At 72.8% G+C, this 15,382-nt stretch carries 15 protein-coding genes; all 15 read left to right on the top strand.

Annotated elements, in window-relative coordinates:
- The first annotated feature begins 3 nt into the window (after positions 1 to 3).
- The 15 genes from ACESMR_RS22910 to gmk all read left to right on the top strand — a co-directional run bounded on the left by ACESMR_RS22910 (position 4) and on the right by gmk (position 14,669).
- Positions 4 to 702, top strand: a complete 699-nt coding sequence (locus ACESMR_RS22910) for a MarC family protein (RefSeq protein ID WP_373049463.1) — start codon at positions 4 to 6, stop codon at positions 700 to 702.
- Positions 699 to 2,507, top strand: a complete 1,809-nt coding sequence (locus ACESMR_RS22915; RefSeq protein WP_373049464.1) for an ABC transporter ATP-binding protein — start codon at positions 699 to 701, stop codon at positions 2,505 to 2,507. Before ACESMR_RS22910 ends, ACESMR_RS22915 begins: the two co-directional genes overlap by 4 nt.
- Positions 2,504 to 3,637, top strand: a complete 1,134-nt coding sequence (locus ACESMR_RS22920) for a PHP domain-containing protein (protein ID WP_373049465.1) — start codon at positions 2,504 to 2,506, stop codon at positions 3,635 to 3,637. Before ACESMR_RS22915 ends, ACESMR_RS22920 begins: the two co-directional genes overlap by 4 nt.
- Before the next feature lie 61 nt (positions 3,638 to 3,698).
- A complete protein-coding gene (locus ACESMR_RS22925) occupies positions 3,699 to 4,976 on the top strand; it encodes a 3-deoxy-D-manno-octulosonic acid transferase (RefSeq protein ID WP_373049466.1) in 1,278 nt (425 codons plus the stop codon).
- Entirely contained in the window at positions 4,976 to 6,094 is a 1,119-nt protein-coding gene (locus ACESMR_RS22930) for a glycosyltransferase family 9 protein (RefSeq protein WP_373049467.1), read from the top strand. Before ACESMR_RS22925 ends, ACESMR_RS22930 begins: the two co-directional genes overlap by 1 nt.
- Positions 6,091 to 7,188 carry a tetraacyldisaccharide 4'-kinase gene (lpxK, locus tag ACESMR_RS22935; RefSeq protein ID WP_373049468.1) on the top strand — a complete coding sequence of 366 codons (1,098 nt, stop codon included), beginning with the start codon at positions 6,091 to 6,093 and terminating at the stop codon, positions 7,186 to 7,188. Before ACESMR_RS22930 ends, lpxK begins: the two co-directional genes overlap by 4 nt.
- Positions 7,181 to 8,140 (top strand): lysophospholipid acyltransferase family protein, encoded by a 960-nt coding sequence (locus ACESMR_RS22940; protein ID WP_373049469.1) that lies wholly within the window; start codon positions 7,181 to 7,183, stop codon positions 8,138 to 8,140. The genes lpxK and ACESMR_RS22940 overlap by 8 nt, the downstream gene beginning before the upstream one ends.
- Positions 8,141 to 8,355: 215 nt before the next feature.
- Complete coding sequence (locus tag ACESMR_RS22945; protein WP_373049470.1) at positions 8,356 to 8,982, top strand: outer membrane beta-barrel protein; 627 nt, start codon at positions 8,356 to 8,358, stop codon at positions 8,980 to 8,982.
- A gap of 143 nt (positions 8,983 to 9,125) precedes the next feature.
- Positions 9,126 to 10,124, top strand: a complete 999-nt coding sequence (locus ACESMR_RS22950; protein WP_373049471.1) for a bifunctional heptose 7-phosphate kinase/heptose 1-phosphate adenyltransferase — start codon at positions 9,126 to 9,128, stop codon at positions 10,122 to 10,124.
- Positions 10,121 to 10,621: an adenylyltransferase/cytidyltransferase family protein gene (locus tag ACESMR_RS22955; RefSeq protein WP_373049472.1), complete on the top strand. Its 501-nt coding sequence runs from the start codon at positions 10,121 to 10,123 to the stop codon at positions 10,619 to 10,621. The genes ACESMR_RS22950 and ACESMR_RS22955 overlap by 4 nt, the downstream gene beginning before the upstream one ends.
- Positions 10,622 to 10,627: 6 nt before the next feature.
- On the top strand, positions 10,628 to 11,776 hold the full coding sequence (locus ACESMR_RS22960; RefSeq protein ID WP_373049473.1) for a glycosyltransferase family 4 protein: 1,149 nt from the start codon (positions 10,628 to 10,630) through the stop codon (positions 11,774 to 11,776).
- 39 nt (positions 11,777 to 11,815) lie between these two features.
- Positions 11,816 to 11,998: a Trm112 family protein gene (locus ACESMR_RS22965; protein ID WP_373049474.1), complete on the top strand. Its 183-nt coding sequence runs from the start codon at positions 11,816 to 11,818 to the stop codon at positions 11,996 to 11,998.
- Positions 11,995 to 13,089, top strand: a complete 1,095-nt coding sequence (locus tag ACESMR_RS22970) for a glycosyltransferase family 9 protein (protein ID WP_373049475.1) — start codon at positions 11,995 to 11,997, stop codon at positions 13,087 to 13,089. The genes ACESMR_RS22965 and ACESMR_RS22970 overlap by 4 nt, the downstream gene beginning before the upstream one ends.
- A gap of 32 nt (positions 13,090 to 13,121) precedes the next feature.
- Positions 13,122 to 14,003 carry a YicC/YloC family endoribonuclease gene (locus ACESMR_RS22975; RefSeq protein ID WP_373049476.1) on the top strand — a complete coding sequence of 294 codons (882 nt, stop codon included), beginning with the start codon at positions 13,122 to 13,124 and terminating at the stop codon, positions 14,001 to 14,003.
- 30 nt (positions 14,004 to 14,033) lie between these two features.
- Positions 14,034 to 14,669: a guanylate kinase gene (gmk, locus tag ACESMR_RS22980; RefSeq protein ID WP_373049477.1), complete on the top strand. Its 636-nt coding sequence runs from the start codon at positions 14,034 to 14,036 to the stop codon at positions 14,667 to 14,669.
- Positions 14,670 to 15,382 lie beyond the last annotated feature (713 nt).

Consider the following 15,382-nt stretch of genomic DNA (forward strand, 5'->3'; position numbering starts at 1 on the left):
CCGATGGATGCGGTTGCAATCGGCCAGATGCTCTCCTTCACGGTGGTTGCCATCTCGGCGCTCTTCTTCGTGGTCGATCCGATCGGGCTGGTGCCCATCTTCGTGACGATGACGGCGGGGGATTCGCCGGCGAAGAAGCGCGCTACCGCGAAGAAGGCCTGCCTGATCTTCGTCGGCGTGGTCGGCGCCTTCGCCATCGCCGGCGGCCTCATCTTCCAGCTCCTCGGCGTCACGCTCGCGGCGTTCAAGATCGCCGGCGGCATCCTCCTCCTCCTCACCGCCCTCGACATGCTGCAGAGCAAGCAGTCGGATACCCGGACCTCCGGCGAGGAGATCGGCGAGGCGAAGAGCAAGGAGGACGTCGCCGTGGTCCCCCTGGCGATGCCGCTGCTCGCAGGCCCTGGCGCGATCGCGACGGTGATGGTGCTGGCGGCCCGGGCCGAGTCGCCGGTCTACCTGGTGCCGGTGCTCCTCAGCGTGCTGGTCACCGCGGTGGCCACCTACCTGCTCCTCCGCGCCGCCGATCTGGTCGACCGCTGGCTCGGGATCAGCGGCCGTGCGATCCTCGAGCGCGTGATGGGCCTGCTCCTCGCCGCGATCGCGGTGCAATTCGTCCTCGGCGGCGTGCGCGACGCCTTCCCCGAGATCTTCGACGGCGGCAACGAGGCGGCGCTCGTCGCCCCTGTAGAAGGGGCGGGATGACCCGGCGCCGCTCCAGCGCCGCGCGACTCCTCGCGCCCTACGCGGGACGCTACGGCCTCCACGTCCTCGGTGCGTTCGTCTGCATGCTCGTCCTCGCCGCGGCGACGGCGGGCTACGCGTGGATGACCGGGCCGCTGCTCCACTTCCTCACCAGCGGCAGCGCGGAGAACCTCGGCCCGCTGGCGGCGCTGGTCCCCGGCTTCGATCCCGCCACCATCGACAGGGGCGAGGCGCTCCTGCTCGTGCCGGCGGTGATGATCGGCCTCGGCGTGATCAAGGGGATCGCCTACTTCCTCCAGTTCACGTGGATGGGGATGGTCGCCCAATACGTGGTGCGCGACCTGCGCGAGGCGCTCTTCGCCAGGCTGGTCGGCCTCGCGCCGCAGGATCTGGCGGACGAGCGCACCGGCGATCTGCTCTCGCGCTTCGGCGCCGACCTCACCGCGGTGGAGCACGGCCTCCACACCGCGATCCCCGCCTACCTGCGCGACGGCGTCCAGGTGGCGGCGCTCCTCGCCCTCTGCTTCGCCCTCGATTGGCGCCTCTCCGTCCTCGCCTTCGGCGTGCTGCCGCTGGCGGTGGTGCCGCTGGCCCGCCTCGGCAAGAAGCTGAAGACGGTGGCGCGGCAGGGGCAGCGCAGCGTGGGCCGCCTCGCCGAGCTGGTCCACGAGACCGCGGCGGGGATCCGCGTGGTGCAGGCCTACGGCATGGAGGCGCACGCCCTGCGCCGCTTCGACGAGGAGAACCGTCGCTGGCTCGGCCTGCAGCGCAGGAGCCTGCGCTCCCGCGGCCTCGCCAGCCCGGTGATGGAGCTCCTCGCCGTCGCCGGCATCGCGATCGCGCTCGCCTTCGCGCTGCGGCAGGTGGGGGAGGGCGCGCTCCTCAGCTCGCAGCTCCTCTCCTTCCTCGCCACCGTGGCGCTGCTCCTCCAGCCCGCCAAGAACCTCGGCAAGGTGGGCGGCGCGCTGCTCCAGGGGATCGCCTCGGCGGAGCGGGTCTTCGAGCTCCTCGACCGGGAGCCCGCCATCACCGACGCCCCCGGCGCCACGCCGCTGCGGCCGATCGGGACGGCGCTCCGCTTCGAGGCGGTCACTTTCCGCCACGGCGCGCGCACCATCCTCGACGGCCTCGACCTCGAGCTGCGCCGCGGCGAGGTGGTGGCGCTGGTCGGTCCCTCGGGCGCCGGCAAGACCACCGTCGCCAACCTCCTCGCCAGGGTGGCGGAGCCGCAGGCGGGCCGGATCACCCTCGACGGCAGGGATCTGCGGGAGGGCACCCTCGCCTCGCTGCGGGAGCAGGTGGCGGTGGTACCGCAGGAGGTCCTCCTCTTCGACGACACCGTGCGCCACAACGTGGCCTACGGCCTCGACGTGGACGAGGCGCGGCTCCGGGCCGCGCTCCGGGCGGCCCACGCCCTCGACTTCGTCGAGGCGCTGCCGGACGGCCTCGACACGGTGATCGGGGAGCGGGGCAGCTCCCTCTCCGGCGGCCAGCGCCAGCGCCTCGCCATCGCCAGGGCGCTCCTGCGCGATGCGCCGATCCTCGTCCTCGACGAGGCCACCTCCGCCCTGGACAGCGAGAGCGAGCGGGAGGTGCAGGCGGCGCTCGAGACGCTGCTCCGCGGCCGCACCGCCCTCGTCATCGCCCACCGGCTCTCCACGGTGCGCACCGCCGACCGGATCTGCGTGATCGAGGCGGGGCGGATCGTGGAGGAGGGGCGGCACGAGGCGCTCCTCGCCAGAGACGGCGCCTACAAGCGGCTCTCCGATCTACAGGGGATCGCACCGGGGAGCGCAGCGGCATGAAGTGGTTCCTGCGGGGCCTCGCGGCGATCGTCGGCGTTCCCTTCCTCCTCCTCGCGCTGCTGGCGCTTGCGATCGCGATCGCCCCGGAGCGCGCGGTGGAGGCGCCGGCAGGCGATGCGATTCCCGGCCTCTTCCACGTCCACGCCGAGGCCTCCCACGATGGCCACGGGACCCTCGAGGAGGCTGCCGCTGCGGCCCGCGAGGCGGGCGCCCGCTTCCTCGTCCTCACCGAGCACAACGTGCTCCGGCCGGATCGGCCCCTGGTGATCGACGGGGTCCTCGTGGTGCCGGCGGTGGAGATCTCCGCGAAGGCGGGCCACGTCATCGCCATCGGGCCGACCGAGGTGCCGCCGAAGCCGGAGCGGGGGGAAGGGATCCTCGAGGCGATCGCGGCGCGGGGCGGCGAGGCGGTCCTCGCCCACCCGGTGAACCTGCGGCGGCCGTGGAGCGACCCCTCGCCCGACGGTTTCACCGGCTTCGAGGGGCTCACCCTCGACTCGGCCTTCCGCGAGGCGAAGGCCCATGCTCCGTGGCGCCTCGCGCTGGCGCTGGCAGCGCTGGTGGGCGACCGCGAGAAGACCGGCGCGATCCTGATCGAGCGGCCCGCCGACGCCTTCGCCCGCTACGACGAGATCGCCGCGCGCCGCCCGGTCGCGCTCCTCTGCGGCGTCGACGCCCACGGCCTGCCGCCCTACGAGGCCTCCTTCGGCGCCCTTCGCCTCCACCTCGTCCTCCCGCCGGAGGCCCGGGCCGCCTGGGGCCGGGACCCGCTGGCGGACGGGGCCGCGGTGCGGGAGGCGATCCGGGCGGGGCGGAACTTCTGCTCGGTGCCGACCCTCGGCGAGGCGGGCTCCTTCCACTTCGGCCTCGAGGCGGCTGCAGCCGACGAGGACGAGGCGGCAGGCGCCGCGCCATCGGTCGTCGCGCGGATGGACGCGCCCGGGATCACCCTCGTGCTCTTCCGGGACGGCAGGGAGGTGGCCCGTGGCAGGGGGCCGGAGCTGCGCCTGCCTGCAGGCACCGGGGTCTGGCGGGCGGAGGTGCTGGTGGACGAGCCGGGCTTCCCCTTCCGCGACGGTGCCCTCTGGATCGCCTCCTCCGCGATGCGCGTCCCCGCATACGACGGGTGAGAGAGCCTGGTCGTACGCCCGTCGTTGACGGCTGGACGATTCCGAACGTAAGTACCGGCCCGTGCAGCTGATCTACGTGGTGGCGACCTGGCTCGCCTTCCTCCTCCTCTGGCCTTTCCTCCTGGTCCACAAGAAGACCCGGCAGGGACAGCTGCGCCGTCTCGGCTTCTACCCGCCGGGCTGGCCCGCGCCCGGGGGCAGGCCGCGGATCTGGATGCACGGCTCCTCCGCCGGCGACCTCCTCGCCCTGAAGCCGATGGTCGCCGAGATGAAGAAGCGCTTCCCCGGCTGCGTGGTGGTGATGAGCGCCTTCACCAACTCCGGCTGGCAGATGGCGAAGGAGCGGATCCCCGAGGCGGACGAGGTGACCTACGTCCCCTGGGATCTGCCGGGCAGCACCGCCCGGGCGCTGGCCTCGATCGATCCGGATCTGCTCGTCCTCGAATACACCGAGATCTGGCCCAACCTGATCCACGCGGCGCGGCGCCGCGGGGTGAAGGTGGCGATCACCAACGGCCGCTTCTCCCCGGCGAAGCTCGAGAGCTACCGCCGCTTCTTCCGGATCGCCGGTGATCCCCTGGCGAAGATCGATCTCTTCCTCATGCGCGACGAGGACGAGGCGGAGCGCGCCCTCACCCTGGGCGCCGCGCCGGAGCGGGTCCGCGTCACCGGCAACACGAAATTCGACGGGCTGGTGGGCCCCAGCGGGGCCGACGAGGCGAAGCTGCGCGCCGCGCTCGGGGCCGGGCCCTTCTTCATCGCGGGCTCCACCCACGAGGGCGAGGAGGCGCTGCTCCTCCCCGTCTTCCGCAAGCTCCGGGAAGAGTTCCCGCGTCTGCGCCTCGCGATCGCTCCGCGCTACGTCGATCGGGCGGCGAAGATCGTCTCGCTGGCGGAGGGCGAGGGTTTCAGCTGCGGGCTGCGCTCCAAAGGCGCTCCCGACGCGGACGTGGTGATCCTCGACACCATCGGCGAGCTCAGCGCCGCCTACCGCCTCGGCACCCTCGTCTTCGTCGGCGGCTCCTTTACCAACCGCGGCGGCCAGAACATCCTCGAGCCCGCGGGGCAGGGCAGGCCCGTCCTCTTCGGGCCCAACATGGACAATTTCAAGGACAGCGTGCAGGTGCTGGTGGGCCGGGGCGGGATCCAGGTGGCCGATCCGGAGCAGCTGCTGCGCGTCTCCCGCGATCTGCTCGCCAGGCCGGAGAAGCTCGAGGAGCTCGGCGCTCTGGCGCGCTCCGCCGTCGGCGCGATCCGCGGCGCCTCCGTCCGCAACGTGGACCAGATGGCCCGGATCCTCGCCTCTTCGACCGCGCCAGCTGCTGCGGTGGGGACCTGATGCGCATCCTCGTGGTCCGCACCAGCGCCCTGGGCGACACCGTCCTCGCCACGCCCGTCTTCCGGGCGCTGCGGGCCCGCTGGCCCGAAGCGGAGATCCACTTCGTCACCAGCGGCGCCTTCGCTCCCCTCTTCGAGGGGCTGCCCGACCTGCACCGGGTCTGGCGCTGGGAGCCGAAGGAACGGCACGCGGGCCTGCGTGGCCTCTCGCGCTTCGCCGCCGAGGTCCGCGCCGCGGGACCGTTCGCGTTCGGCATCGACCTGCAGAACAAGGCCCGGACCTCCGCCTTCCTCTCGCTGGTGCGGCCCGCCCGCCGGCTCGCCTTCGTGAAGCGCAGCGGCCTCGTCGAGGTGGCGCGCTCCCTCGCCGGCGACGATCCGGTCCTCGACCGGGGGCCCGCTGCGGCGCTCTATCTCGAGGCCCTCGCGCCCCTCGAGCTGCCCGCCGTCGATCTGCGCCCGTCGATCGTCGTGCCGCCTGCAGCCGCCGCTGCGGCGGATCGTCTCCTCGCAGGTGCCGACGGCGCGCCGATCGCCGCCCTCGCCCCTGGCGCCCGCTGGGCCTTGAAGCGCTGGGCGCCGGAGCGCTTCGCCGAGGTGGGTGACGCGCTGGCGGCGAAGGGCGCGCGCCTCGTCCTCGCCGGCGGCCCCGGCGATCTGCGGGAACTCGAGGGCGTGCGCGCCGCGCTGCGGACGATGCCCATCGGCGATACCGCGGGCCTCGACGTGGCGGGCCTCGCTGCGGTGCTCGCCCGGTCCGCCGTTCTCGTCACCGGCGACTCCGCCCCGAGCCATCTCGCGCAGGCGGTGGGCACGCCGGTGGTGGCGGTTTTCGGGCCGACCTCCGCCAGGCGCTGGGGCCCGCTCGCAGGTGCCGGCACCGCGCTCTCGCTGCCGCTCGCCTGCTCGCCGTGCAGCAACCACGGCAAGCGCGGTTGCCCGCTGGGCCACCACGCCTGCCTCGTCGATCTCCCGGCCGATCCCGTCGCCGCCGTGGCCCTCGCCGCCCTGCGTGCCGACAGGGAAGCAGGTGGCGATGCGGCCGCTGCCGCTGCGCGCCGCGAGCTCGTCCCCCTCGCCGCCCGGGCCGCCCGCGGCGCCAGGGAGCTGCGGCCGTGAACCTCGTCCGCCTCCTCCACGAGCAGGACGAGCCCGCCTGGCAGCGCCTGCTCCTCGCCCCGCTCGCACCTGCGGCGGGCCTCTTCGGCGCGGCGGCGGCCACGCGCCGCGGCCTCTACCGGCGCGGGGTCCTGCGCAGCGCGAAGGCGCCGATCCCGGTGATCTCGGTGGGCAACCTCGCGGTCGGCGGCGCCGGCAAGACGCCGGTCACCATCCACCTGGTCCGCGAGTTCCAGCAGCGGGGCCTCAAAGTGGCGGTCCTCAGCCGCGGCTACGGCGGCACGGGCCGTGGCGCCCGGGTCGTGTCGCGGGGCGAGGGGCTTCTTCTCGACGCGAAGGACGCAGGTGACGAGCCCGTCCTCGTGGCCCGGCGCTGCCCCGGCGCGCAGGTCCTGGTCGGTACCAACCGCGCGGAGCTCGCAGCGATCGCGGGCACGCATCTGCGCGCCGACGTGGCGATCCTCGACGACGGCTTCCAGCATCTGGCGCTCCAGCGGGATCTCGACATCGTCGTCCTCGACGGCGCGTCGCCTTTCGGCAACGGCAAGCTCCTCCCCAGGGGCCCGCTGCGCGAGGGGCCGGAGGCGCTCCGCCGCGCCCATCTCGGCTGGATCGCGAAATGCGACGAGGGCGATCCGGCGACGGTGGAGGCGGCGGCGCGCATCGTCGAGCGCCACGTCGGCAGCGCGCCCGTTCGCTCCCGCTACCGCGCGAGCCGCCTGCTCTCGGCGGATCTGCGCACCGAACTGTCGCTCTCCCTCCTCGAGGGCCAGCCGGTCGTGCTCCTCGCCGGCGTGGCGCGGCCCCATTCCTTCCGCCGCACCCTCGAGCACGCGGGCGCCCGCGTGATCGAGGAGGCCCTTTTCCCCGACCACCACGCCTTCACCAGAGCCGAGGTGGAGCGGGTGCTCGCCAGCGCCCGCGCCCTCGGCGCGGAGCGGGTCTGCTGCACCGAGAAGGACGCGGTGCGGCTGCCGCGCGACCTGCACGGTGGCGATCGGCTGGTGGTGGTGCAGGTGGAGACCGAGATCGTCGCTGGCGGCGCGCTTCTCGCCGCAGCGCTCGACCGTGTCGTCGGAGGCAGGCGTGGCTAGCTGGATCGTCGTCGGGGCCCTCTTCGCCGTGGTGCTCTTCGTCCTCGGCGTGGTCGCCTCCCAGGGTCGGCTGCTCGGCTGGCTGGTGGCGCGGCTGCCGCACCCGCTGCTCCTCGCGCTGGGCAAGGCGCTCGGCGCGCTCCTCGCCGCCGTCGGCGTGCGCCGTCGCATCGCCCTCGCCAACCTCGCGCAGGCCTTCCCCGAGCGCGATGCGGGCTGGCGCGCCCGGACCCTGCGGATCTTCTACGACCACCTCGGCCTGCTCGTCGCCGAGTTCCTCCGCGCCCCCTATCTGCGCCCCGAGCGCCTCGACGAGCTGGTGGAGGTCGAGGGCTTCGAGCGCTTCGCCCCCGAGTTCGCGAAGGGGCAGGGCGCCATCGTGGCCACCGCCCACTTCGGCAATTTCGAGCTCCTCGGCTCCTTCTTCGCCACGAGGGGCATGCCGGTCACCGCGATCACCAAGCGGCTCTCGCGGAACTTCGCCAACGCCTTCTGGCTCGACCAGCGCCGCCGCGCCGGCCTGCGCGAGGTCGCCGATTCGGGCTCGATCCGCGACATCCTCAAGGTGCTGCGCGCCGGCGAGATCCTCGCGGTGATGATCGACCAGAACATGATCCCCCGCCGGGCGATCTTCGCCCCCTTCTTCGGCAAGCTCGCCGCCACCACCCCGGCGCCGGCGATCTTCGCCCACCGCACCGGCGCCCCGGTCTTCCTCGCGCTGATGCACCGCCTCCCCGGCGGGAGGCATCGGGTCACCGTGGAGGGGCCGATCCCCTTCGAACACACCGGCGACCGGGACGCCGACGTGGCGGCCTTCACCGCGAAGCTCAACCGGGAGCTGGAGCGCCACGTGCGGGCGGAGCCGGCCTCCTGGTATTGGGTCCACCGGCGCTGGAAGACCCGCCCGCCCGAGGAGACGGCGGCCCCCGGCCCGGTCGCCGCCCTCGAGTAGCCCTCGAGTTGCCCTCCCACGCTTGCCGCGCTGAACGTCTTTTCCCGTTGCTGCAAGCGACGGGAATGACGGGAGATGCGCCCGTACTCCCACCCCTTCCCCCTTCCGGAGCCGTCCCTAACGTTGTGAAGGCGACAGGCTCGTAGGTCCTTTGCGGGGCCAATCGCTCAGGGGGGTCGCTCGGCAGCGGCCCACAACGGAGGAAGGGAGGAGCTATGCGGAAGTACCTTCTCGTGGTGGCCGCGGCGCTGGTGGCGCTGCCCACTGCTGCGAGTGCGGTGAAGATTTCGAAGTCCGAGCGGGCGAGCGAGGGGGCCCCCGAGCTGCTCGGCATCCCGGTGGAGTCGCTGAGCGCCGGTATCGGCTACTCGAATTACACCGGTGAGATTGCACCGGACATCGCTCCGGGCCCCGGCTGGGATCTGCGCCTCGACCTCGACGTCACGCAGCCGGTCGAGCTCGAAGTGCAGTACATGGGCGCGGTCAACTCGGTCATTCCCGACCCGCTGAGCGAGTTCAATCTCTACACGAACCAGTTCCAGACCGCTGCGCAGGTGGCGCCGTGGACGGTCGGTGACGTCGAGCCCTACGTCTCGGGCGGCATCGGCCTGACCCGCGTCTCGGTGGCCAAGAACCCCGATCTCAACGCGCAGATCCAGTCCGACACCATGGGCTCGGTGCCGCTGGCTGCAGGTGCGGACTACCCGATCACCGATGCGCTGAAGATCGGCGCCCGCGCCCAGTGGGACATCTACTTCGACAACGAGCTGCTCGTGCAGGAGAACACCACCGACTCCGACCGGTGGGGCTTCATGGTCAACATCGGCGCGACCGAGTTCTGACGCGCCGCGGATCGCATCGCGGAAGGCCCGGCACGCCCCTCCGGCGTGACCGGGCCTTCGCATCTCGCGGACCTGGCGGGCAGGCAGGTGCTCGCAGCCCTTCTGTTTGACGGTGGGCAGAGCGCGTCGTACAAGTCCGCGCGATGCGGCGCCAGGTGGACATCCAGGATCTCGCGGCCATCGTCCGGCGCTTTCCGCGGCGGCGGGTCGCGGTGGTCGGCGACGTGGTCGTCGACGAGTACATCTACGGACAGACCGATCGGATCTCGCGCGAGGCGCCGGTCCTGATCGTGCGGCACGAGTCGACCGAGCGGAAGCTCGGCGGCGCAGCCAACGCCGCGGCGAACCTCGCCAGGCTCGGCGGAACGACCATCGCCCTGGGCGTCATCGGCGACGACGAGGCCGGGGGCGGGCTCGCCCGGCTCTGTTCCGAGGCGGGCATCGACGGCCGCTTCACCGTGGTGCCGGGCAGCCCCACCGAGACCAAGACGCGCATCCTCGCCGGTGGCATCAACACCACCCGGCAGCAGATGCTCCGCGTGGACCGGAGCCGCGGCGGCGATCTGCCTGCCGCGTCGGTGGCCGGACTCGTCGAGACCCTCCGGGCAGCGGCCCGGGAGGCGGACGTGCTCATCGTCTCCGATTACGGCGGCGGCGTGCTCTGCCCCGGCGTCGTCGAGGAGGTCCGCCGTCTCGCCGCCGACGGCGTACGGATCTGCGTCGACAGCCGTTACAACCTCCGGGCGTTCCGCGGCGTCCACGTGGCCAAGCCCAACGAGCCCGAGCTGGCGGCAGCCACCGGGATGCCGGTGGGCGAGACCGCGAGCAGCGTCGCCGCTGCCCGGACGCTGCAGGATGCCCTCGGCTGCCACGCGGTGCTGGCCACCCGCGGCCGCAGCGGCATGGCCCTGATCGAGCAGGGGCGCGAGCCGGACCTGATCCCGGTGCACGGGCAGGAGGAGGCGGTCGACGTCACCGGCGCCGGCGATACGGTCATCGCCACCCTGGCCATGGCCCTCGCTGCAGACGCGACCCTCGCCCAGGCGGCCCGCCTCGCCAACGTCGCCGGCGCCCTGGTGGTGCGCAAGCCGGGTACCGCCACCATCGACGCCGACGAGATCCTCGCGGAGCTGCAGGCATGAACACCTCCGAGCGCGCGCCGTCGGCGAAGAAGATCGGGGACCTCGAGACGATTCGTTCGGCGGTGGAGGCCCACCGGGCCGCGGGCCGTGTCGTGGCCCTGGCCAACGGCGTCTTCGACCTCCTCCACGTGGGCCACGTGCGCTACCTCGAGGCTGCGCGCGGGATGGCGGACGTGCTGGTGGTCGCGGTGAACAGCGACGCCTCCACCCGCGCCAACAAGGGCCCGACCCGGCCCGTCGTTCCCGAGGCCGAGCGGGCCGAGATGGTGGCGGCGCTCGGCTGCGTCGATCACGTGGTGCTCTTCGACGAGAAGAGCCCGCTCGGCGTGATCCGCACGCTGCGGCCCCACCTGCAGGTGAAGGGCACCGACTACACCCCGGACTCCATCCCGGAGCGGGCGGAGGTCGAGTCCTGGGGCGGCCGCGTCGCCGTCGCCGGCGATCCGAAGAACCACTCCACCACCGACACGCTGCGCAAGCTCGAGCGCAGCGCCTAGAAGCCCGTGCGCCTGCTCCTCCTCTGCGCGACGCCAGAATTCACCGGCCCCGCCGAGCTGATGCTCGAGGACGCTGCGACCCTGCGCGCTGCGGGCCACGAGGTGACGGTCGCCTTCGATAGCCGGCGCGCGGGCTCGCTCCGCGGGCGGGTCGAGGCCCTCGGCCTGCCGATCGAGGAATCGCTCGACCTCTGTCGGCTCGCCTCGCCCGCCGCCTTCGCAGGCGACGTGCGCCGGCTGCGGGGGCTGCTTCGCGCGGGACGTTGGGAGACCATCCACGCGCGCTTCTCCCACGATCACCACGTGGCCCTGCTCGCCACCGCAGGCCTCGATCGGCGCCGCTTCCGCCTCCTCCGCTCGGTGGAGCTCCTGCACAACGCGGCGCGGGGCGCTGCGCGCAGCCTGGCCTACGCTGGCACGGATCGCTTCGCCGTGCCGTCGGAGGCCCACGGCGCCGCGCTGGTCCGGAACCACGGCGTCGATCCCGCGCGGATCGACAAGCTCCCCGGCCGCGTCGACGCGGCGCGCTTCGCGCCGGGGCCGTCGGGCCTCCGGGCGGAGCTGGGGATCCCCGAAGGTGCGCCCGTGGTCGGGATCGTCTCGCGGATCAAGCCGGACCGGCTCCATGCCGATCTGCTCCGGGCCTTCGCCAGGGCGCGGCGCGAGGTGCCGGACGCCTGGCTGGTCGTGGTCGGCCGCGGCGAGGGCGAGCCGGAGGTGCGGGCCCTCGCCGACGCGATGGGCCTGGCGGCGCGGACGCGCTTCGCGGGCTACCGCACCGGCGCGGCGCTGGCGGATGCCTACCGCGCCTTCGACGTGAAGGCCTGGCTCGCGCCGGGCAACGACGGCACCTGCCGCGCGGTCCTCGAGGCGATGGCCTCGGGCTGTGCCGTCCTGGGCGGCGATTTCGGTGCGGTCGCCGAGTCGGTGGTCGACGGCGAGACCGGCCGCCTCTGCGATCCGCGGGACGCGGAAGATACGGGCAGGGCGCTCGCCTGGCTCCTCGCCGACAGGCGCCGCGCCGCAGCCCTCGGCGCTGCAGGGCGCAGCCGCGTGCTGGCGCGGTATACTCCCGCCGGCAGAGCCGCCTCCCTTCTCGGACTGTACGAGCGCGCCTGGGAGAGCGGCCCCGTGCGCCCCTCCCACCAGGCGTAGGCAACACGTGCGCGTTCCGGCGCGCAGGAGTCGAACGACATGGCAACGCTCCACCCCGAGCTCAAGCAGATCCTCGCCTGTCCCCGCTGCAAGGGCGAGCTCGACTTCCGCGAGCCCAGCGACGAGATCGTCTGCCACACGTGCAAGCTGGTCTTCCCGATCCGCGAGGACCTTCCGGTGATGCTGGTCGAGGAAGCTCGCCCGCTGCCCGAGGCGCGATGAGCCTGCGCGTTCTCGGCCGCGCCCTCGTGGTCGCGCTGGCGCGGCTCGTCTTCGGCAAGCCCCGCGGCGGGCCTGTCGGCCCCATCCGCAAGGTGCTGGTGGTCCGCACCGACGAGCGCGTCGGCAACGTGCTGCTCACCATCCCGCTCCTCCGCGCGCTGAAGCAGGGGCTGCCGGAGGCGGAGATCGTCTTCCTGCACGCTGCCTCCAAGGCGGCGCTGGTGCGGGGCCTGCCCTGGGCGGATCGCTTCGAGCCCTTCGCCCGCAAGCAATTCTTCCAGAAGCCCTGGCGCCTCGCGGCGCAGCTCTGGCGCCTGCGCCGCGAGCGCTTCGACGTGGCGATCGAGGCGGGGCACTACCACGCCTTCAGCCTCACTGCGGCGCTGGTCTGCCGGGCGATCGGGGCCCGCGTGGTCATCGGCCACGACCGCGGCGACGCCCGCGCCTTCTTCGACCACGCGGTGCCGCAGCCTGCAGGCATGGTGCAGGACGTGGCGGTGAAGCTCACCCTCGCCGCGCCCCTCGGCGTCGCCGCGACCGACCGCCAGCTCGAGACGCCCCTCGGCGCCGACCCGGGCTCCCGCGCAGAGGCCGCCGCCCTGGTGGAGACGATGGGCCTCGCGGGGCGGCGGCTCCTCCTCGTGAACCCGGGGGCGCGCAAACTCGATCGGCGCTGGCCGCCTGCCGCCTACGCTGCAGCTGCGGCCCGGCTCGCGGCGCGCTTCGACCTGGTGCCGGTGGTCTTCTGGGGCCCCGGCGAGGAGGGGCTCGCTGCCGAGGTGGTGGAGCGCCTCGGGGGAGAGGCCTGCGCGGCGCCGCCCACCGATCTGCGGCAGCTCGCTGCGCTCCTGCGGCAGGGGACCCTCGTCCTCACCAACGACACCGGCCCGATGCACCTCGCCGTCGCAGCGGGCACGCCCACCGTCGCCATCTTCCTCGTCGGCGACCACCAGCGCTGGGGGCACGAGCTGCCACACTTCGCCGCGGTGCCGGTGGGGCAGCGTCCCGCCGACGAGGCGCTCCTCGCCGAGATCGAGGCCGCCGCCTGCCGGCTCCTCGATGGCGGCAACTGTTCGGCACTCGTCGGTTGACGGCCTGCCGAGCGGCGGCTAGCGTCCACCGCGTGCTGCGCTCCATGACCGGTTTCGGATCGGGCCGTGCTTCTGCCGGCCACGAGGACCTCGCCGTCGAGCTTCGCTCGGTGAACGGGAAATTCTGCGAAGTGAAGTCCCGGCTCCCCCGGGAGCTCCTCGCTCTCGAGAGCGCCGCGGTGCGCCGGGTGAAGGATCGCCTCGCCCGCGGCGGCGTCGACCTCACCGTGCGACGCGGCGGCGGGGGCGGCGGTGGCGACCTCGCGCCGCGGATCGACGAGGCCCTCGCTGCGCGCTACGTGGAGAGCTTCCGCTCGCTGCGCGATCGCCTCGGCCTGGCTGGCGACGTGACCATCGCCGACGTGATCGGCGCGGAGGGTGTGCTCTCGCTCGAGGAGCGGACCCCCGATCTCGAGGCTGCCGGCGAAGCGCTGGCGAAGGCACTCGACGACGCGCTCGATCGCCTCGTCGCCATGCGCGAGCAGGAGGGGAGGGCGCTTCGCGAGGACCTCGCCGCGCGGCTGCAAACCATCGCCGGCCTCGTCGCGCGGGTGGCGGCGGAGGCGCCGCTCGCCGTCCGCCAGCAGCACGAGCGGATCCAGCAGCGCGTCGCCGAGCTCACCGGCGGCCTGCAGATCGATCCGCAGCGCCTCGCGCAGGAGGTGGCGCTCCTCGCAGAACGCTCCGACATCGCGGAGGAACTCACCCGCCTCGACAGCCACCTGGCGCAGTTCCATCTCCTCCTCGACGCGACCGAGCCGGTGGGCAGGCGGATGGACTTCCTCGTCCAGGAGCTCAATCGCGAGGTGAATACCATCGCCTCGAAATCCCAGTGGGCATCGCTCGCAGCGCTCGCCGTGGATCTCAAGGCCGAGATCGAGCGCATCCGCGAGCAGGTGCAGAACGTCGAATAGGTGCACGCTTTGGCCCACGCGAATGGACTCATGCTGGTGCTCTCGGCGCCCTCGGGGACGGGCAAGACCACGCTCGCCCGCAGGCTCGTCGCCAACGCGCCGGACGCGATCTTCTCGGTCTCGGTGACGACCCGGCAGCCCCGTGGCGCGGAGCTGGACGGGATCGATTATTCCTTCCTCACGCCTGCGGCGTTCCAGGGGATGATCGACCGGGACGAGTTGCTGGAGTGGGCCGAGGTCCACGGCAACCGCTACGGAACGCCGCGCCGCTTCGCCGCCGAGGCGAACGAGGGCGGGCGGATCGTCGTCTTCGACATCGACGTGCAGGGCGGGGCGCAGATCAAGCACCGTCACCCCGAGGCTGCCACCGTCTTCGTCCTGCCCCCGTCGCTCGAGGAGCTGGAGCGACGCCTCCGGGCACGTGGCACCGACGAGGATGGCATCGTCCGCCGTCGGCTCGATGCGGCCCGGGCGGAGATCGACGCGGGCCTCTCGTCCTACGATTACGTGATCGTCAACGACAGCCTCGAGCGGGCCTCTGCCGACCTCGCGGCGCTGGTCCGCCATCTCCGCGGTCTGGGCGGCTCCCGTGACGGCGCGGTGGCGGCATCGTTGCGGCGGGAAGAGGCGACGCAGCGCTGGAAGAGCGGCGCACGAACCTCCTGATTCCCGGGGGTTGCAGAGAATCGGATCGGTTGCAGAAATCTCCGTGTTGACAACCGAACGACGATCCCGTAAACCCCATCTCACTTCGGCGGCGGGCAGCACGGAAGAAACGGGCGGCCCGGCTCGTTGGGGAAAACTGGAAGGCGCGTCCTTCCGATCTTTGCCAATCGAATCGCATCTACTGGAATGGAGCTTCGGCTCCTCGAGTCTCGCCCAGGCGAGACGGCCCCAGTCACCGCAGCTCCCGGAAGGGAGCGCACCTGGCATTTCGACCCGTGGTTCGAGCGGTCTTCCGAGCGGAAGGCCCCTCGCGCGACGGGTGTCGAACCCGCCGACATCGCGGTGACCCCAGTCTGCTCGACCGTTCGGTCGCTGCTGGCTTTTCTGGGCCACCGCCCTTGACGACGCGATCCCGCGTCGCTAGGGTTCGCCGGCTTCCAACCGCTGGTTGGCAGTCGCGCGTCCTGCGACGGTCGGGAATGGCGTCGTTGTCTTCTGTCGTTCCAGTGGATGCGCAAGAGGGTGAGAATCCTCTTGACGCCGACTGGTGCGCGGTTGTAGAAGCCGCGCCCACCTCGACGGACGGCATGGCCGGACGGCGGGTGAGCAGAACCGGTTGGTCTCTGAAAACTGAATAGCAAGCCAGTAACGTCGAATTGCGGAGCAATCGCAATTCCATCGAGCCAGCGACTCCCCCCGGGAGCGCAGCTCGA

This window comes from Vulgatibacter sp., assembly GCF_041687135.1.
Lineage (GTDB): Bacteria > Myxococcota > Myxococcia > Myxococcales > Vulgatibacteraceae > JAWLCN01.